19 protein-coding genes are annotated in these 17,524 nt (G+C 71.2%); 10 read left to right on the top strand and 9 right to left on the bottom strand.

From position 1 onward, the window contains the following. Positions 1-34: 34 nt before the first annotated feature. Positions 35-502: an NINE protein gene (locus tag AC3WRT_RS15115; protein WP_492723274.1), complete on the bottom strand. Its 468-nt coding sequence runs from the start codon at positions 500-502 to the stop codon at positions 35-37. 172 nt (positions 503-674) lie between these two features. Here AC3WRT_RS15115 and AC3WRT_RS15120 point away from each other — a divergent pair, with 172 nt between their 5' ends. Further along, on the top strand, positions 675-980 hold the full coding sequence (locus tag AC3WRT_RS15120) for a response regulator transcription factor (protein ID WP_492723276.1): 306 nt from the start codon (positions 675-677) through the stop codon (positions 978-980). Positions 981-990: 10 nt separating this feature from the next. Continuing rightward, positions 991-1,935: a DUF4097 family beta strand repeat-containing protein gene (locus AC3WRT_RS15125; protein ID WP_492723278.1), complete on the top strand. Its 945-nt coding sequence runs from the start codon at positions 991-993 to the stop codon at positions 1,933-1,935. Positions 1,936-2,022: 87 nt separating this feature from the next. Here the strand turns inward: AC3WRT_RS15125 and AC3WRT_RS15130 are convergent, their stop codons facing one another. The 4 genes from AC3WRT_RS15130 to AC3WRT_RS15145 all read right to left on the bottom strand — a co-directional run bounded on the left by AC3WRT_RS15130 (position 2,023) and on the right by AC3WRT_RS15145 (position 5,546). Further along, positions 2,023-2,439 (bottom strand): antitoxin, encoded by a 417-nt coding sequence (locus AC3WRT_RS15130; RefSeq protein ID WP_492723280.1) that lies wholly within the window; start codon positions 2,437-2,439, stop codon positions 2,023-2,025. 247 nt (positions 2,440-2,686) lie between these two features. Beyond that, the gene (locus AC3WRT_RS15135; RefSeq protein ID WP_492723282.1) at positions 2,687-3,718 is read right to left on the bottom strand and encodes an NAD(P)H-binding protein; all 1,032 of its coding nucleotides are present in this window, start codon (positions 3,716-3,718) and stop codon (positions 2,687-2,689) included. Beyond that, positions 3,715-4,275: an SRPBCC family protein gene (locus AC3WRT_RS15140; protein ID WP_492723284.1), complete on the bottom strand. Its 561-nt coding sequence runs from the start codon at positions 4,273-4,275 to the stop codon at positions 3,715-3,717. The genes AC3WRT_RS15135 and AC3WRT_RS15140 overlap by 4 nt, the downstream gene beginning before the upstream one ends. A gap of 119 nt (positions 4,276-4,394) precedes the next feature. Further along, entirely contained in the window at positions 4,395-5,546 is a 1,152-nt protein-coding gene (locus AC3WRT_RS15145; RefSeq protein ID WP_492723286.1) for a GNAT family N-acetyltransferase, read from the bottom strand. Between the two features lie 196 nt (positions 5,547-5,742). Here AC3WRT_RS15145 and AC3WRT_RS15150 point away from each other — a divergent pair, with 196 nt between their 5' ends. Further along, positions 5,743-6,543, top strand: coding sequence for an inositol monophosphatase family protein (locus tag AC3WRT_RS15150; RefSeq protein ID WP_492723288.1), 801 nt, complete (start codon positions 5,743-5,745; stop codon positions 6,541-6,543). Between the two features lie 21 nt (positions 6,544-6,564). Here the strand turns inward: AC3WRT_RS15150 and AC3WRT_RS15155 are convergent, their stop codons facing one another. Next, complete coding sequence (locus tag AC3WRT_RS15155; RefSeq protein ID WP_492723290.1) at positions 6,565-7,197, bottom strand: hemerythrin domain-containing protein; 633 nt, start codon at positions 7,195-7,197, stop codon at positions 6,565-6,567. A gap of 266 nt (positions 7,198-7,463) precedes the next feature. On the opposite strand from AC3WRT_RS15155, the gene AC3WRT_RS15160 reads away from it, so the two are divergent. Then, the gene (locus tag AC3WRT_RS15160) at positions 7,464-7,868 is read left to right on the top strand and encodes a VOC family protein (protein WP_492723292.1); all 405 of its coding nucleotides are present in this window, start codon (positions 7,464-7,466) and stop codon (positions 7,866-7,868) included. A gap of 33 nt (positions 7,869-7,901) precedes the next feature. On the opposite strand, the gene AC3WRT_RS15165 is transcribed toward AC3WRT_RS15160, so the two are convergent. The 3 genes from AC3WRT_RS15165 to AC3WRT_RS15175 form a co-directional block, all read right to left on the bottom strand. Then, positions 7,902-8,702, bottom strand: coding sequence for an arylamine N-acetyltransferase family protein (locus tag AC3WRT_RS15165; RefSeq protein WP_492723294.1), 801 nt, complete (start codon positions 8,700-8,702; stop codon positions 7,902-7,904). 61 nt (positions 8,703-8,763) lie between these two features. Further along, positions 8,764-9,765, bottom strand: coding sequence for a patatin-like phospholipase family protein (locus AC3WRT_RS15170; protein WP_492723296.1), 1,002 nt, complete (start codon positions 9,763-9,765; stop codon positions 8,764-8,766). Positions 9,766-9,806: 41 nt separating this feature from the next. Next, positions 9,807-10,748, bottom strand: coding sequence for a sigma-70 family RNA polymerase sigma factor (locus AC3WRT_RS15175; RefSeq protein WP_492723298.1), 942 nt, complete (start codon positions 10,746-10,748; stop codon positions 9,807-9,809). Between the two features lie 106 nt (positions 10,749-10,854). Here AC3WRT_RS15175 and AC3WRT_RS15180 point away from each other — a divergent pair, with 106 nt between their 5' ends. The 6 genes from AC3WRT_RS15180 to AC3WRT_RS15205 all read left to right on the top strand — a co-directional run bounded on the left by AC3WRT_RS15180 (position 10,855) and on the right by AC3WRT_RS15205 (position 17,461). After that, positions 10,855-11,193: a VOC family protein gene (locus AC3WRT_RS15180; protein WP_492723300.1), complete on the top strand. Its 339-nt coding sequence runs from the start codon at positions 10,855-10,857 to the stop codon at positions 11,191-11,193. A gap of 309 nt (positions 11,194-11,502) precedes the next feature. Continuing rightward, positions 11,503-12,561 carry a LacI family DNA-binding transcriptional regulator gene (locus tag AC3WRT_RS15185; RefSeq protein WP_492723302.1) on the top strand — a complete coding sequence of 353 codons (1,059 nt, stop codon included), beginning with the start codon at positions 11,503-11,505 and terminating at the stop codon, positions 12,559-12,561. Positions 12,562-12,698: 137 nt separating this feature from the next. Beyond that, positions 12,699-13,952, top strand: coding sequence for a sugar ABC transporter substrate-binding protein (locus AC3WRT_RS15190; protein WP_492723304.1), 1,254 nt, complete (start codon positions 12,699-12,701; stop codon positions 13,950-13,952). Between the two features lie 4 nt (positions 13,953-13,956). Further along, positions 13,957-14,880: a carbohydrate ABC transporter permease gene (locus tag AC3WRT_RS15195; protein WP_492723306.1), complete on the top strand. Its 924-nt coding sequence runs from the start codon at positions 13,957-13,959 to the stop codon at positions 14,878-14,880. 2 nt (positions 14,881-14,882) lie between these two features. Then, positions 14,883-15,812 carry a carbohydrate ABC transporter permease gene (locus tag AC3WRT_RS15200; protein WP_492723308.1) on the top strand — a complete coding sequence of 310 codons (930 nt, stop codon included), beginning with the start codon at positions 14,883-14,885 and terminating at the stop codon, positions 15,810-15,812. A gap of 20 nt (positions 15,813-15,832) precedes the next feature. Next, positions 15,833-17,461 (top strand): glucoamylase family protein, encoded by a 1,629-nt coding sequence (locus AC3WRT_RS15205; RefSeq protein ID WP_492723310.1) that lies wholly within the window; start codon positions 15,833-15,835, stop codon positions 17,459-17,461. Positions 17,462-17,524 lie beyond the last annotated feature (63 nt).

Genomic DNA, 17,524 nt, shown 5'->3' on the forward strand with positions numbered 1-17,524 from the left:
GGGCCGGAGCGCGGGTCGAAAGTGGCTGGTCGCCTCACCAGTTGAGGAGCAACCGATCCTGCTTGTCCCGGAACGTGCCGACGAGGATGACGATCAGGTCGATGAGCGCCCAGATCCCGAGGCCGCCGAAGGTGACGAGCTGCAGGATGCCGGTGCCGACCTTGCCGACGTAGAAGCGGTGCACCCCCAGGACGCCGACGAAGAAGCACAGCAGGGCAGCGGCCAGCCGCGAGCGGTCACTGACCGGCAGGCCCTCGGCGTCCGTCGCGACCGGGGCGAACGCGGCGGTCAGGGACGGTGCCGGCTGGACCGCCTGAACCGCCTGCGTGGCCGGCGAGAGCTGGGGGCCGAGCTGGTCGGTCCAGGCGTCGCCGTCCCAGTAACGCGACCGGGGCTTGCCCTCCGGGTCGGGGTACCACCCGGCCCGGATCTCGCGCGGTGCCGGCTCCACCGGCGGAACGGGTGAAACCGTGGGTTCGGGCTGTTCGGGCTGTTGTGTCATGGGAGCCTCCGGGACGGGGCGGCCGCAGGACGGACCGTGCCTTCGTCCAGCATCCTCGCTGCGCAGGAAGGCGGCAGCCACTTCACACTCCCATCGCCCTGTACTTTTCTGCACCCTCGTCCGGCCGGAAACGTCATGGTCCGTGGCCCCGCTTGACCCCTACCGTGGTCGCGTGACCACGACCCGCAACCGCGCCGAGCGACGACTCGCGCCCCGCCAGACGGCATACGTCGTCCTCGGCGCAGTGGTCGCGGCCGTGGCCGCGCCCTTCGTGTGGAAGCGCCTCACCGACCGTGAGCGCGAGACGCTGTCGCTCATGGCCGAGGGCCGCTCCAACACCGGCATCGCCGGCGCCCTGCACGTCAGCGAGAGCGCGATCGCCAAGCACGTCAACGCCATCTTCACCAAGCTCGACATGCCGACGACCGCGGGCGACCACCGCCGCGTCCTCGCCGTCCTGAAGTACCTCTCGGAATAGGGGATCCACCATGTCCACTCACGAACCGACCCCCACGCCCGGGCCGCCCGGCCAGCCCGGCCAGCCCGGCCCGTCCACGCCAGTGCCCGACGACCGGATCCACGGCGACTCCCTCTACGGCGAGGAGCCCTACGGCGACCGGTGGCTGCGTCCGACGTCGACGAGCGAACGCCCCGAGGGCTCGTCCGACAGCAGCTCCGGCGCCTTGACGCAGGCCCGGCCACCCACCGTCCGGTCCGCGAGGCCGTGGTGGCTCGTCGCCGGACTGGGAGCGACCCTCGTGCTGGCCGGCGTCGCGGGCGTCACGACGTGGGGTGCTGTGACCGGCGGTCTGTGGCGCAGTGCCGATCAGCAGCAGACGTATCGAAAGGCCGTGACCGGGCTGACCTTCGCCGGCGGGTCGAGTGATGTCGAGGTCCGCGGCGGCGCGCCCGCGGGCACCGTCCACGTCGAGCGACACCTCAGCTGGGGACCCGGTGCCTTCCAGCCGGTCCCCAAGGAGACCTGGGCGGGCGGCGCCCTGACCATCGACGCGGGGTGCGACGGTGCCTTCCTGTCCTCGTGCTCGATCGACTACGTCGTCACCGTCCCGGACGCGACGACCGTGACGGTCCGCAACGGCTCAGGCGACATCGCGGTGAGCGGAGCGCTCGGCGGGGTCAGTCTGGACGCGGGTTCGGGCGACATCGAGGGCTCCGACCTCGCGACGTCGGCACTGACCGCCAGGAGCGGCAGCGGCGACATCGACGTCGAGCTCGCGGCTGCTGCACCGACCGTGGACCTGCGGACCGGTTCCGGCGACGTCGACGTGCGCCTTCCCGGCGACCGGGCGTATGCCGTCACCACCGACTCGGGGTCGGGGTCCCGGGACGTCGCCGTGCGCACCGACCCTGCCGGCGCGGACGCCGTCCAGGTCAGGACCGGCTCGGGCGACATCACCATCGACTACCGCTGAGCGACCGGCGCCGAACGAGCCCGGACACGACGAAGCCGTATGCCGCCGAGAAGGTTCGGCGGCATACGGCCCCCGGGAGGCGCCGGCTCAGGTGGGGTTGCCGGCGGGGGACTCGTCGTCAAAGGCACTGTGCTTGTCGTCGGGCACGGACGAGGCGGCAGGGCTGGGAGGAGCCGCCTCGTCCTTGTCCTGCTGCTCGACGATCTTGTCGATGCCCTTGTCGACCGAGGCGCGAACCTTGGTCATGGTGTCGGCGTGCTTGCCGCCGGTCTTCTCGCCGATCTTGGCCTCGGCCTTGTCCAGGGCCCCGTCGACCTTGCCCCGGTTCTGCTGGGCGTAGTGGGCGGCGGCGATCATGACGGCCTTGGCCATCTCGAAGACGGCGTCGCCGAAGTCCTTGGCCTTCTCCTGGAAGTGGACCTCGTCGGCCTTGTTCTTCAGCTGCTCACCGAACGACACGGTGGTCTCCTCGTCTGCACTGGCCGGCCCGCTCGGTCGGCTCACTGCTTCCACAGTCTTACCCGCGCACCCTTCGGCGCAACCGGGATCGACCCCGAAACCGACCCCGACCGACCCTGATCCGGGCCTGTTGGCTCACCTGTCCGACATGTCGCCCAGACGGTTGCTCCCGCCAAGGCGACCCACCGTGGACCGCGCCGGCACGCCTCTGACCCCGGAGTGGGTGGCCGGGGGCCACACCAGGGCACATCAGACACCCGGTGAGGCAGAGGGACGCGAATCGGCCCTCTCTTCAGCGTCGCCGGGCGGTGGACCACACCCACTCGAGCACCGACCGGTGCCGTGACCACGGCGGGTCTCCGACGGAGGGCGCCTGCGGATCGCCGTCCACCGCGGCCCCGTCGGCTGCACCGTCTCCGGCCCGCATCGTCGCCAGCGACCTCGCCACCGCGTCACCGACCGTGAGCCGGCCTCCCGGAGGCTCGCCCAGCGCGTCGACGGCGTCGAGCTCGCCGACCATGTCGTGTCCGAGGCTCGGGATCAGCGACTGCACCGTGCCGCTCGGCACGTCGACGAGCGCGCCGGCGACCCGAGCGACCGTGTCGACCGGAGCGAGCCACACCGGGACCTGCACGCGCAGCAGCCGGGCGCGGGCGGCATACGTCCGCAGCAGCGAGACGTAGCTGAGCCGTTCGGGGCCCACGACGTCGACGTGCCCGGTCACCTCGGCTCGCTCGAGCGCCTCGGCGAGGAACCACACGGCGTCCGCGACGGCCACCGGCTGGATCACCGAGCTGCCCATCCACGCCGGGACGGTCTGCACGACCCCGAGCCGGTGCGACATCTGGCGCATCACCTCGAAGCTCGTGGAGCCGGCCCCGATCACCATCGACGCACGCAGGGTCAGCACCGAGCAGCCAGCCGTCGCGAGGATCTCCTCGACCTCGAGACGCGAGAGCAGGTGGTCGGACAGCTCGTCGTCGGGCCGGTCCGGCAGGATCCCCGAGAAGTAGACGAGCCGCTGGGCGCCGACCACCCCGACGGCATACGCGACGTTGTCGGCCGCCTGCCGGTCGAGCCGCATGAACTCCTCGTCGTCCAGCCCGTGCACGAGGTAGCAGACGGCGTCGACGCCGTCGAGGGCCGCGACGACACGCTCCTCGTCGTGCACGTCGACGCGCCGCCACTGCACGTCGTCCGACCAGGGGTATGCCGTCGACGGCCTCCGGTGGTGCGTGGCCACGACCTCGTGGCCGCGTCGCAGCAGCTCCGGTACGAGTCGCGAGCCGACGTAGCCGCTCGCGCCGACGACCGCGACCCTCATCGCCGTCTGCGGTCGCGGCGGTCGCGGCGGTCGCGGCGGAAGGACCCGAACAGGTCGGTCGCCGAGCGGACGAGGTCGAGCGAGCCGCCGTCGTCAGCCTCGGCGTCGGCGACCGGGCCGGGCACGGACATGCAGGTGAGGAAGCGCTCGATCAGGGGGTCCGAGGCGCGCTGCACCAGCCCGGAGCCGAAGTCCATCGGGAAGCCGAGGAAGACGAGCTCGGTCGCGAGGTGCGCGCGGGTGCGGTTGCCGTCGCCGACCGGGTGGAGCTCGAGGGTGATGTCGATGGTCGCCTTGCCGAGGCCGTGGCGCTCCTGGCCGGTCGCCGCGAGCCGTGCGTGTCCTGCGTCCTCGTCGCGCTCGGTCATCGAGCCCGTGCCGTCGAAGTACATCGACAGCGGACCGAGCTTGGCGCGGATCTCGCCGACGAAGTCGTCGCCGCGCACCTGGGTGACCTTGGCCCCGGGGAAGCAGCGCCCGATCCGGTGCAGGTCCATGAAGTGCGTCCAGACCGCGTCGAGCGGTGCGTCGAGCTCCTGCTCGTGACCCAGTCTCATCGCTCGTCCTCCCGTCGGACGCGCCCCCCGTCCGACGACAGGAGGGCGCAGGGTCAACGGTGGCATACCCCGGCGACCTCCGACAGGTCCGCCCCGGCCGCCCAGCCCAGGCTCCGGCCTCAGCCGGCAGAGCGCGCCGGCAGCAGCTCCCAGTGCAGGCCGTCACCCCAGCCACCGTCGGCGAGGCGGTCGACGGCGTGCTCGCGCCCGAACGTCACGAAGCCCACCGACCGCAGCACGGCGTTGCTCGCCTCGTTGTCGGCAGCCGTCTCGGCCACGAGCCGCCGCACCCCGAGACCACCCTCGCCGGCCGGCTTCAACGCGTGCGTGACCGCGAGCCGGGCCGCCTCCTTGGCGGCGCCCCGTCCGCGTGCACTCGGGAAGAACTGGTAGCCCAGCTCGGCGGTGTCCGTGATGGGCCCTCCCCGGCTGAACAGCGTGACACTGCCGAGCGCCCGGTCCGTCTCGACGTCGGCGACGCACCAGTCCACGGCAGTGCCCTCCGCCATCCGTTCCTGCCGGGTGAGGAGCCACGTCGGGAAGGTGTCGCGGCGCAGGATCGAGCGCGACGGCATCCAGTGCTCGGGGTCGTGGGGACGCGGCTCGATGGACTCGAGGTCCTCGAGCCGCCATGGCCGCAGCCGCACCCGGTCGCCCTCGACCGGCGGGGCGTTGAACCACGGGCTCTGCGGCGAGAGAGGGTCGCCCGGCGCGATGCTGGCGACCCACGTGTCCAGGGCCGCGAACCCACCCTGCGGGTCCGGGTGGCTTCCCGGGACCGTCCCGTGGAAGGTGAAGCCGGCCGCCCAGGCCGCCCGGCGCGAGCCCCAGTTGCCGACGATCGCCCGCCACTGAAGGCGCGTCACCGGCGCGCCCCAGACCGGCGTGGCGAAGGCGTGGGCGACGACGAGCCGCACCGCCCGGGACATCAGCCCGCGGCCGCGGGCATCCGGGTGCAGCCCGAAGCCGAGCTCGCCCGCCGAGGCCGCCGCGCCGGGACGCAGGTCGATGGTGCCGCCGTAGCGGGGCGTGCCCGCGTCGTCCCACTCGATGGCCCACGAGCGCTTGGAACCGGCCTCCCCCCACGCGCTGAGGTTGCCTTCCACGAAGCCGAGCGCGTCGTCGCGAGAGTAGGGCCGCGGGACCGTCGTCCATCGCAGGCTCTCGGGGTCGGTGCTCTGCTCGACGATCGCGTCGGCGTCGTCAGCGGAATGGGCGCGCAGGGTCACGACCCCGTCGGTCAGCCGGGTCACGGCAGAGGTGGCGATCACGGCGACAGCCTGCCAGCCGGCATACGCAGTCGTCACCCGGGAATGACGGAAAGGACCGGGAGCCAGCGATGCCGGCTCCCGGTCCTCTTGGCCCGCTTCCCCTCCACAGGCTGCGTTCCGTGACTCACCGTACCCATTGGCCGACCGGTGCAACCACGCCTTCGGGAGGTGTTCCCGGGGCCGCTAGGTTGGTGGTGTGGAGACGGACGAGGTGCTGACGCTGCTCACGAACGTGGCCGAGGAGGTCATCAACCCGCGGTTCCGCTCACTGGCTGCGGGCGAGGTCCACGAGAAGAAGCCGGGCGACCTCGTCACCGACGCCGACCGCGAGGCAGAGGTGCTCATCACCGACGCCCTCCTCGGCGCCTATCCCGACGCCGTCGTGCTCGGCGAGGAGACGTTCGCCGGCGACCCCGCGCTCATGGACCGGTATGCCGCCGCTGACCACGCCTTCACGGTCGACCCCGTGGACGGCACCAAGAACTTCGTGCACGGTTCGAAGGACCACGCCGTCATGGTCAGCGAGACGGTGCGGGGGCAGGCGGTGCGTGCCTGGATCTGGCAGCCGCAGCACGGCCTCGGCTACGTCGCCGAGCGCGGCGCCGGCACCTACCGCCACGACGCCGACGGCTCCGAGCGACTCACCATCCCCGAGCGGCCCGGCGAGGCTCTCCGCGGACGAACCTCACGCCGCAAGTGGATCGGCAAGTCGCTCGACGGGCTCGAGCCCCTCACCCTGACCTGGGTGTCCTGCGGCATCGACTACCCCAAGATCGTCGAGGGTGAGGCCGACTACATCCTCTATGCGTCGGCGGCGCCGTGGGACCACGTCCCCGGCTCGCTCCTGCTCGCCGAGGCCGGCGGCGTGCTCGGCACGACGGCCGGTGACGTCTACTCCCCGCGCGACATCCGCCCGCCCGGGCTGGTCGCCGCGGGCAGCCGCACGGCCTACGACCACGTATGCCGTGCCCTCGCCTCGAGCGACCACCCGGCCTGACCGGGTGAGCAGCTCCCAGCGTCAGTCCTCCGCGGCCTCCGGAGATGCCTTCTTCGACGCTTCGTCGCGGACGGGTCCCGTGGTGGCCGCCTGCTCTGCGTCCTCAGCGGCCTTCTGCGCCGTCTCCGACGGGGTGCGCGACTTCTCGTCCGCGACGTAGTCCTCGGGGTCCTTGTCGCGCGGGGTGACCCCTTCGGCCCACCGCATGGCCTCGTAGCGCAGGAACCTCACCGCGATCTCGTGGCGCAGCTCGAGGCTCGCGCGCTGGCGGAAGTCGGCGAGGTCCTGGCGCTCCTCCTCGCCCATGTGGTCGCTGTTGTGCACGTTGGCGTCGACCACGGCCGTCCACCACTCGTCGGACCCGACGGCGCAGCGGCCCACCTGGCGCACGGACCCACGGATGTCGTTGTGGTCCTTGATGGCGTCCTCGACCTCCTCGTCCACGGACTCGGCGTCGGCGCCGCCGGTGCCGATGCGCAGCAGCTCGGGGTAGAAGTAGCGCTCCTCCGCCTCGGCGTGCACCTCGAGCAGGATCTCGAGCCGCTTCCATACCGCCGCCAGCCCCTCATGGTCGTCGCGCGGCCACTCCTCGAGCGCGGCGAACATCCGTCGCTGCTCGTCGTGCTGCCGCAGGATCACGTCGGTGATGTCCACGAGAGGCCCTCTCTGTCGTACGGCGGGTCGAGTCCCACTGTGCCGCATGCATACCCGGTCGTCTGCGGCGAGCTCCGCCGTTTTGCGTATCAGCGGCCGTCGCTGGTGCCACCGTTGGGGGCAGCTGTCAGCAGTGCAACGAGGTCCTGGCACCACGTCCCTGCGCGATCTGGTGCTCGATCAGGGCGCGATGTCCGGGCTCGCTGGTTGGTAGGTCGAACGACACGGAGATGCCGAGACATCGAGACACCGACCCAGGAGGACCCATGGCCGACTCGTCCCACCCCAAGATCGGCTTCGACTGCGTGGCGCTCGACTGTGCCGACCCCAGTGGCGTGGCCCAGTTCTACGCCGACCTGCTCGGCGGGTCGGTGCAGCCCGACGAGGACGGCGACTGGTTCAACGTCGTCTGGGACGGCCCCCGCATCGCCACCCAGCTGGCGCCCGACCACCAGTCCCCGGACTGGCCCCGCGGGCAGCAGCAGGCGCACCTCGACTTCGTCGTCGAGGACATCGCCGCCGCGCACGAGCGGGTGCTCGCCCTCGGCGGCACGGCTCTCGACCCGACCGAGCCGCCGCAGCCCGAGCCGGAGCGCGGCTTCCGGGTCTACGCCGACCCGGCCGGCCACCCGTTCTGCCTGTGCCGCCCGACGAAGGACGCCTGGGACTGAGCCCTGGTCAGTGCACCTGCTCACTGCACCTGCTCACTGGACCTGGTCCAGGACGATGCCGAAGTGCTCGGCGAGGGCGGCGCGCACCGCGGACTCCTCGCCGAGCTCGGTCTCCTCACGGCGCCCGAGGGTGGTCGTGATGAGCCGGTCGCCGCTGACGGTCACCCGCCCCGCCGGGGTGAGCACCGAAGCGAGCCGCGCCCGGGTGAAGTGGCTGTCTGGTGAGGTCTGCTGCCAGACGTTGCGCTCGGCGAAGTCACCGAGCGGGTGGGGTGTCGTCGTGAAGACGAAGCGGTCCCTCCAGTCCTCCCCGTCGCCGCGCTCGCGGTAGACCCATCTGTCGTCCCGCTGTCGTAGACCCACGACCTGGCCGCGCTCTCGTCGTTCGAAGCCGTCGTGCAGCGGCGGCGGCTCGATGAACCCCTGTCCGAAGCCGACGTCGGCCAGCGCCGGCTCCTCCAGACTGCCGCCCGAGACGACGAGCGCCACGTGGTCGAAGTCGTCCGTCAGCCCGCCGGCCGCGGTGGCCACGCGGGCCGAGACGAGGTCGACGGCATACCCGAGGCTGCGCAGCAGCAGTGCGAAGAGGCCGTTGAGCTCGTAGCAGTAGCCACCGCGCCGGGCCCCCACCACCTTGGCCAGCAGGGACTCGCGGTCGAGGCGGATCGGCCGGCCCAGCGAGATGTCGAGGTTCTCGAACGGCACGGCCAGCAGGTGCGCCCGGTGCAGGGACGCCAGGGCGGCGAGCGTCGGCGCCTCGGGGGCGGCAGCCCCGATGCGGGAGAGGTAGGCGGCTGCCTCGTCGGCGGTCAGTGCCTCTGTCGGTGTGGTCACGCCCCCATGCTGGGACCTCGAGTGCACCTGAGGTCAAGGGGAGGGGACGCGGCCGTCGGCGTCAGTAGCCGGCGCGGTCGAGCGCCTCGGTCGTGAGCCGGCGGCCGAGCTCGATCATCTCTGCCGCCCGGTGGAAGTCCAGCGTGCGCACGGCGTTGGACGGGACGGTGACGAGCACGTCGGGTGGGTTGCTCGCCATCCGGTAGCGCGAAATCAGGGCGCTCATCGTGTCGAACGACATGTTGAGAAGGTCGACGAGCTTGACGTCTGCCGACCTGACGACGAGCGCGTCGGTCGGGCTCTGTGGCACCTCGTCGACCGCCGTCGCGGGAAGCGTCGCCTCGGCGTCCAGGTCCCGCGCGTGCCCTCCGAAGCGGCTCGTGATCGCCCTGACGTGCTCGGACTCGAGCACCTCGGCGGCGCCGCGGCGCAGGCGGGTCGTCCACTCGGCGTGCGGCAGCTGCTCCGACGACTCCTTGACCGGTGTGGTCGCCGCGCCCGTGGTGCGCATCCCCGAGAGCGAGACGGCGATCGTGAGGTCGGCGGACGCCGCAGCGGTCGGCTCGATGGGGATGGGGTTGATGAGGCCGCCGTCGACGAGGACGCGTCCGTTGATGACGGCCGGCGTGATGACGCCCGGTATGGCGATCGAGGCCCGGATCGCGTGCTCGACCGGTCCGCGCTGGAACCACACCTCGCGCCGGGCGTTGATGTCGGTCGCGACCGCCGTGTAGGGGATAGGCAGGCTCTCGATGGTGGCGCCCTCGAGGATCTCGCCGACCTTGGCGAGGATCCGCTCGGCGCGGATCGCACCGTTGGGAGAGGTGATGCTGAGGTCGAGCAGGCGCCAGACCTCGCGCTGGGTCAAGCTGCGCGCCCACTCGGTGTAGGCCTCGAGCTTGCCCGCCGCCGCGACGCCGCCGACCAGGGCGCCCATCGACGTGCCCGCGATCGAGACGACCTCGAAGCCGCGCTCGGCCAGCACCTCGAGCGCACCGACGTGGGCGTAGCCGCGGGCCCCGCCCGACCCGAGCACGACTGCCGCACGAATCCCCGTTGCCACGTCTCGACGATAGCCGCGTCCCGGATGGGGCACCCAACGGTTCAGGGAGCCAGGTAGAGGATCTCCATCGCGTCCAGCCGGCTCCGGTCGGCGACCATCTCGATCCCGGTGACGCGGTCGCCGTCGAGGATGAAGCGGAACGCCACCTTCGCCTCACCACGCAGGCTCCACACGGCGCCCACCCCGCCGTCGAAGGCGGCGAGACGTGCCGAGCGGGCAGCGCCGTTGAACCGCTGGGCGACAGCTTCGGCTCCACGCAGCTCCACGGGCGAGCCCATCGCGATCGCAGCCGCGTCGGCGGTCAGCACGACGTCCGGGTCGAGCATCTCGAGCAGCGCCGCGAAGTCGCCGCCGCGGGCCGCAGCGAGGAAGGCCGTGACGACCTCGCGCTGCCGCGTGCGCGCCGGGCTGGCCTCGGAGGCGTCCGCCGAGCGCACCCGACGGCGAGCGCGGCTCGCCAGCTGGCGAGTTGCGGCGGGGGAGCGGTCGAGGATGTCGGCGATCTGCTCGAACGGCATACCGAAGAGGTCGTGCAGCACGAAGGCGAGGCGCTCGGCCGGCGCGAGCGTGTCGAGGACGACGAGCAGGGCCAGCCCGATGCTGTCGGCGAGCTCCGCCTCGCTCGCCGGGTCGGGGGCATGCTGGGTCGGCTGGGCGGGTGCGGTCCGGACCTCCCCGCCGACGAGCTCCGCCAGGCCCGCATCCCAGCTGTCCTCGCGGCGCGAGCTGCGGGACCGCAGCATGTCGAGGCTGATCCGCCCTACGACCGTCGTGAGCCAGCCTGCGAGGTTCGTGACCTCGGTGGTGTCGCTCCGGCTCAGCCGCAGCCACGCCTCCTGCACGGCGTCGTCGGCGTCGGCGCCGGAGCCCAGCACGCGGTAGGCGACCGCCCGCAGCCGCGGTCGGTGCGCCTCGAAGTCGCGGGCCAGCCACTGCTCCCGGTCGTCCTGCTCGCGGTCGCCCGTGCGGTCGTTCCGGTCCATCGTCGTCACATCCTCGTCTCGTGGTCCGTCATAGCACTGACGAGCCGGTGCCACCCGATGTGACACCACCGCTGACGCAGCTCGACAACACCACGAGGAGACCCTGATGTCCGCCGTGAACACCCTCATCTACCCCGTCGCCGACCTCGATGCCGCGAAGAAGGTCTTCGGGACCCTGCTCGGTGCGCAACCGCACACCGACGAGTCGTACTACGTCGGCTACAACGTCGACGGCCAGGAGATCGCGCTCGACCCGAACGGTCACCGCAAGGGCCTCACGGGCGGCACGCCGTTCTGGTCGGTCGACGACCTGGAGGCGACCCTGGGCTCCCTCGTCGAGGCCGGCGCGACCGTCAAGCAGAAGGCCACCAACGTCGGCGGCGGTCGCACCGTGGCGGTCGTCGCGGACGCCGACGGCAACATGATCGGCCTGATGCAGGGCTGAGCCGCACGGAGGTCGTATGCCGTCACCGGGCGTGAGTGCCCGCGCTCGCGGTCGAGCGGCGAAACTCGCTGTGGGACAACCCGACCCAGGTCTGGCGGCGCGCCGCCACGAGGGGCCGTGCAGGGTGGTGAGGACACCCCGCACGGCCCCTTCCTGCCGTCCCTTCTCGACGCGCACCCTTGCGCCGGTGCGCAGACCTGTGCACTATGGACATCGGATGTAAGCGCTTACAACGCAGCCCGGCCGAGCCGGGCGGTCTGGAAGAAGCGTTCCGAGCGACTCGACGACGAGACGAAGGGAGGTGTCCCCGTGGCGACGACCCCGCGCCGGAGAACCGGCCGCACCACCCGCGTGCCAGCCGCCGCCCTGGGCGAGTCGGCCGGGGCCACCATCTACTCGGTCGCCGAGCGCGCCGGCGTCTCCATCGCCACCGTCTCCCGCGTCCTGCAGGATGTCGGCACGGTCTCCTCCACGACCACCCAGAAGGTCCTCGACGCCGTCGACGAGCTCAACTACGTGCCACTGGGGGCCGCCCGCAGCCTCGCGGTCCGTCACCACGAGGCGCACGGACTCGTCCTGCCGGAGCTCTCCGGTCCCTACTACTCGGAGCTGCTCATGGGCTTCGAGTCCCGGGCCGCCGAGCTCGGCCAGAGCGTCACGCTGATGCTCACGGAGGGCAAGGCCGACATCGCCCGCGCCGTGCGGCAGCTCGCGACCCGCGTCGACGCCATCGCCGTGCTCGGCTCCGCGGCGATGCCGCCCCCAGTTGCACGTGCCCTGCACGGGCAGAAGCCCGTCGTCATCATCGCCGGCACGCCCCAGGACGGCATCGAGAGCGTCCGGGCCGAGAACGCCCACAGCGCCGAGCAGCTCACCGACCACGTCCTCGCCCACGGGCGCACCCGGCTCCTCTTCGTCGGTGACCCGGCCGGTGCGCCCGACATCCAGGAGCGTTTCGACGGCTTCGTCGCCGCCCACCGCGCGCGGGGCCTCGAGCCCCGCGAGCCGGTGCGGGTTCCCTTCCGCGAGGCGGACGGTCAGGACGTCGCCCGCAGCCTCCTCTCCGGCGAGATCGACGCCGACGCGTTGGTCTGCGCCAACGACGAGCTCGCGCTCTCCGTCATGAGCCACCTGCAGGACGCCGGCCGAGACGTCCCCGGCGACCTTGCCGTCGTCGGCTGGGACGACGTCATGACCTCCCGCTACGTGCGGCCCGGCCTCACCACCGTGCGCCAGCCCGTCCACGAGCTCGGCGTCACCGCCGCCGAGCGCCTCCACCAGCGCGTCTCCGGAGGCCAGCCCCGCCTCGAGCCGCAGATCCTGCCCACCGAGCTGGTCATCCGCGGCTCCTGCGGCTGCACCCCCTGACCATGGCACCTCCGAACGACACGCAACGACACCCGACGACACCGCCAACGACAGGCCCCACCCCCGACACCGACGTCGGAGAACCCCGAGAAAGTGAGACACCGATGAGACGCACCACAGCCATCACGGTCGCGTGCATGACTGCCGCGGCCCTCACCGTGACCGCCTGCGGTCGCAGCGCGGACAACGGCGGCAGCGCCGCCGGCCAGACGGGCGCGGCCGTCAGCACGGGCAAGGCCACCGGCACCATCACCGTCTGGGCGATGGGCGCCGAGGGGGACAACCTGTCCAAGCTGACGAAGGACTTCGAGGCCGCCAACCCCGGCACCAAGGTGCAGGTCACGGCCATCCCCTGGGACGCCGCCCACGACAAGTTCACCGCCTCCATCGCCTCGGGCAAGACCCCCGACGTCGCCATGGTCGGCACCACCTGGATGGGCGAGTTCGCGAGCAGCAACGCCATCGACCCGACGCCGGCCCAGATCGACAAGTCGGCCTTCTTCGAGGGCGCCCAGAAGACGACCGAGGTCAACGGCACCTCCTACGGCATCCCGTGGTACGTCGAGACGCGCGTCCTCTTCTACCGCTCCGACCTCGCCAAGAAGGCCGGCTACGACGCGGCCCCCAAGGACTGGCAGGGCTTGAAGGACATGGCCAAGGCCATGCAGACCAAGGCCGGCGCCAAGTGGGGCATCGGCCTGCAGGCCGGCGGCGAGGGCTCCTGGCAGACGGTCATGCCGTTCGCCTGGAGCGACGGCGCCGACCTGACCAAGGACGGCGGCAAGGCGTACAACTTCGACAGCCCGCAGCTGCTCAAGGCCACGCAGTACTACCAGTCGTTCTTCACCGACGGCATCTCCAACAAGAGCGCCCCGGCGACGCCGACGACCGAGCCCGACTTCGCGAGCGGCAAGGTGCCGATGTTCATCTCCGGGCCGTGGATGATGTCCGCGGTCGAGAAGGTCGGCGGCGCCGGCTTCAAGGACAAGTACAACGTCGCCCCGATCCCCGCCGGCTCGGCCGGGTCGTCGTCGTTCGTCGGCGGGTCCAACTTCGTCGTCTTCAAGAACACGAAGAACCGCGACACCGCCTGGAAGTTCGTCCAGTGGCTCGCCGACCCCAAGGTCCAGGCCAAGTGGTACACCCTCTCCACCGACCTGCCGTCGGTCAAGAGCGCGTGGCAGGACCCCGCGCTCGCCTCGGACCCCAAGCTCGCCGTCTTCGGCAAGCAGCTCGAGACCGCCAAGGCGCCGCCGTCGTTCCCGACCTGGGAGCAGGCCGTCAAGGGGCTCGACACCGAGATGGAGAAGATCACCAAGACCGGTGAGGACCCGGCGACAGGCCTGAAGACGGCCCAGCAGCAGGCCGAGTCCATCGGGACGGGTCTGTAGTCCGATGACCGCCCAGACCGGCACGACCGGCTCCCGCTGGCGGGACGACTCGTCCCGCCGTCGGGAGGGGCGGGCGGCCTGGATCCTCGCGATCCCGTTCTGCCTGCTCTTCCTCGCCTTCACGGCCTGGCCGGTGATCCAGTCGCTCTTCATGAGCTTCACCGACACCAAGGCCCGCGACCTGCGGAACCCCTTCGGGGTCAACATCATCGGGCTCGGCAACTTCACCAAGGCGCTGTCCGACCCGACCTTCCGCAAGGCAGCCGGCAACACGGCATACTTCGTCCTGGTCGGTATGCCGTTGACGCTGGTCGTCGCGCTCGCCGCGGCGGTCGCGCTCGACAAGGGGATCACCCGCTTCCGTGCGATCTTCCGGCTCGGCTTCTATCTGCCGGTCATCACCTCGATCGTCGCGGTGGCCGTCGTGTGGCGCTTCCTGCTGCAGGACCCGGGCGGCCTGATCAACACCGTGCTCGGCTGGGTCGGCATCAGCGGGCCGAACTGGCTCGGCGACCCGGACTGGTCGATGCCATCGCTCATCCTCATGGCGTCCTGGCGCAACTTCGGCACCGCCATGATCATCTTCCTCGCCGGCCTGCAGGGCGTGCCCGCTGAGCTCCACGAGGCGGCGGCCATCGACGGGGCCGGGGCGTGGAAACGCTTCCGCCACGTGACGATGCCGTTGCTGCGCCCGACCCTGCTCTTCGTCATGGTGACCACGGCCATCGGCTACCTCCAGTTCTTCGAGGAGCCGTTCGTGATGACCAAGGGCGGGCCCCTGAACAGCACGATCTCGCTGTCGATGTACACCTACCAGCAGTTCGGCTTCGGCAACTACGGTCTCGCGTCGGCGATGAGCTACCTCATCTTCGTCGTCATCGCGATCGTCACGGCCATCCAGTTCCGGCTGCTGCGAGAGAGGACGTGACCGTGTCCGTCGACACCGCACCCCGACCCACCGGCCCGGCTGATGCGCCCCGCAGGGCGTCCCGGCCGAGCAGGCCGAGCCGCCGGAAGGCCTCCGGCGCCGGCATGGTCGGCTCGAGCCAGGGCGGCCGCTGGTGGCTCTACGTCGTGCTCATCGTCGCCCTCATCGCCGTCATCGCGCCGTTCGTCTGGATGGTGCTCGGCAGCTTCAAGGGCGAGGGCGAGCTGCGCCAGGTGCCGCCGACGTGGCTGCCCGAGAGCGCTTCGCTCGACAACTACACGCAGCTGTTCAGCAAGCTCAACTTCGGGCAGTACTTCACCAACTCGATCGTCGTCGCCGTCGTCGTGACGGCCGGCAACCTGATCTTCTGCTCGATGCTCGGCTACGCCCTGGCGATGCTCGACTTCCGGGGCAAGAAGGCCATCTTCGTCGCGGTCATGGGCACCCTGATGATCCCCGGCGTCGTGACGTTCGTGCCGCTCTTCGTGCTCGTCGCCAACGCCGGCCTCGTCGACACGATCCCCGGCCTTTTCCTGCCGTTCCTCGTCAGCCCGTTCGGCGTGTTCCTGATGCGTCAGTTCATCCTCGGGCTGCCGAAGGACCTGCTCGACGCCGGCCGCGTCGACGGCGCCGGCGAGCTGCGGATCTTCTGGCGGATCATCCTGCCACTGTGCGGTCCCGCCCTCGCCACCCTGGGGATCCTCACGTTCCTCGGCAGCTGGAACAACTTCCTGTGGCCGCTCGTCGTGGCGCAGTCCGAGGACAAGTACACCCTCCCGGTGGCGCTCGCCCTCTACTCGACCGGCCAGAACAGCACCAACTACGGGCTGCTCCTCGCCGGCGCGACCGTCGTCATCATCCCGATCCTCGTCGTCTTCCTCATCTTCCAGAAGCGCTTCATCGAAGGCATCGCCACCACCGGCCTCAAGTAACGGAAACGGAGCTCAGCCACATGACAGACCTGCCAGACCTGACCGACCGGACCCCGAAGACCCCGAACACGCCCAGCCGCCGATCGCTGCTCGTCGGGGGCGCGGCTTCCGTCGCGGCCTTTGCGCTGGCTCCCTCGGCCCCCGCGGCAGCTGTCTCCCGGCCGAGGAGTGCGAATGCCGTCCGCTCCCTCGAGAGCGCCACGGTGCGCACGTGGGCGGCCGACACCTGGCGCAGCCTCGTCGCGATGACCGACCCCAGGACCGGCCTGCCGGCCGACAACATCACGGCCTCGCTCGCCGCGGGGGACCGGTCCGGCTACACCTCGCCGACCAACATCGGCGGGTACCTGTGGTCGACGATCGCTGCCCGCGAGCTGGGCATCATCACGCGTGGGGAGGCGACGGCGCGACTCATCCGCACGCTCAAGACGGTGGAGCGCATGGAGCACCACACGCCGAGCGGCATGTACTACAACTGGTACGACGAGGCCACTGCGACGACGCTGCACTCCTGGCCCGGGTCCGGCGACAAGGTCGTCCCGTTCTGCTCGAGCGTCGACAACGGCTGGCTGGGTGCCGCCCTCCTCGTCGTGCAGAACTCCGACCGGGGCGCCGCGCCGTGGGCAAAGCGGATCTTCGAGCGGATGCGCTGGGACGCCTTCTACAACGACAACAGCGACCCGGCGCACCAGGTGCGCGCAGGCGGCCTCATCCACGGCGGCTTCTACCCCTACGAGGACGGCCGCCCGGGTGGCACCTACCGAGGCACCCACATCGGCGGTGACCCCGTCTGGCTCACCACGCACCACTACGACACGACCGTGTCCGAGACCCGCATCACCAGCTACCTGGGGATCATCACCGGCCAGGTCCCGGCGAAGCAGTACTTCGCGATGTGGCGCACCTTCCCCGCGACCTGTGACTGGTCGTGGCACGAGATGCAGCCCGTCGGCGAGAACCGCACGTACTACGGCCTCGACGTCTACGAGGGCGCCTACACCTACCGAGGCATGCACATCGTGCCCGGCTGGGGCGGCTCGATGTTCGAGGAGCTCATGCCCGACGTCTTCGTCGACGAGGCAGCGTGGGCGCCGAGGTCCTGGGGCCGGAACCACCCACTGCACGTGCGGGCCCAGCGGGAGCACGGGCTTCTCGAGGCCGGCTACGGCTACTGGGGCTTCAGCCCGTCGAGCAACCCGAAGGGTGGCTACCGGGAGTACGGCGTCGACGCCCTCGGTCTCAACCCCGACGGCTACATGTCCGACCAGCAGAGCACGAACTACGACCCGGGCTTCGGCGACTGCCGCGCGGCCACCAACCCGTCGCCGACCTACGGTGACGGCGTGGTGACGCCGCACGCGTCGTTCCTCGCGATGATGCACGAGCCCGACGAGGCGTTCACGAACCTCGCGCGGCTGCAGGCCGACTTCGACTCCTACGGCCGAGGCGGTTTCTTCGACGCGATCGCCGTGAAGTCCGGCACGGTCGCGCGCCGCTACCTCTCGCTCGACCAGGCGATGATCATGGGCGCGGTCGGCAACGTCCTCGGCCACGACGTCATCCGCCGCGGTTTCAGCACCCCGGCGGTCGAGCGCGCCCTGCGGCCCGTCATCGGCGTCGAGGAGTTCGGCGCCGGCCCGGTCGCCTGACCGACCGAGACCCACCCCACCCCGGACCTCGGGCCGCCCGCCCGCACGCATCGGGCGGCCCCG

Source organism: Terrabacter sp. FW104-15G4B (assembly GCF_058790095.1).

Coding starts and splice junctions, on each gene's coding strand:
- AC3WRT_RS15125 (WP_492723278.1), top strand. CDS start 991: ATGTCCACTCACGAACCGACCCCCACGCCCGGGCCGCCCGGCCAGCCC.
- AC3WRT_RS15175 (WP_492723298.1), bottom strand. CDS start 10,748: ATGGACCGGAACGACCGCACGGGCGACCGCGAGCAGGACGACCGGGAG.
- AC3WRT_RS15140 (WP_492723284.1), bottom strand. CDS start 4,275: ATGAGACTGGGTCACGAGCAGGAGCTCGACGCACCGCTCGACGCGGTC.
- AC3WRT_RS15135 (WP_492723282.1), bottom strand. CDS start 3,718: ATGAGGGTCGCGGTCGTCGGCGCGAGCGGCTACGTCGGCTCGCGACTC.
- AC3WRT_RS15115 (WP_492723274.1), bottom strand. CDS start 502: ATGACACAACAGCCCGAACAGCCCGAACCCACGGTTTCACCCGTTCCG.
- AC3WRT_RS15160 (WP_492723292.1), top strand. CDS start 7,464: ATGGCCGACTCGTCCCACCCCAAGATCGGCTTCGACTGCGTGGCGCTC.
- AC3WRT_RS15195 (WP_492723306.1), top strand. CDS start 13,957: ATGACCGCCCAGACCGGCACGACCGGCTCCCGCTGGCGGGACGACTCG.
- AC3WRT_RS15205 (WP_492723310.1), top strand. CDS start 15,833: ATGACAGACCTGCCAGACCTGACCGACCGGACCCCGAAGACCCCGAAC.
- AC3WRT_RS15180 (WP_492723300.1), top strand. CDS start 10,855: ATGTCCGCCGTGAACACCCTCATCTACCCCGTCGCCGACCTCGATGCC.
- AC3WRT_RS15190 (WP_492723304.1), top strand. CDS start 12,699: ATGACTGCCGCGGCCCTCACCGTGACCGCCTGCGGTCGCAGCGCGGAC.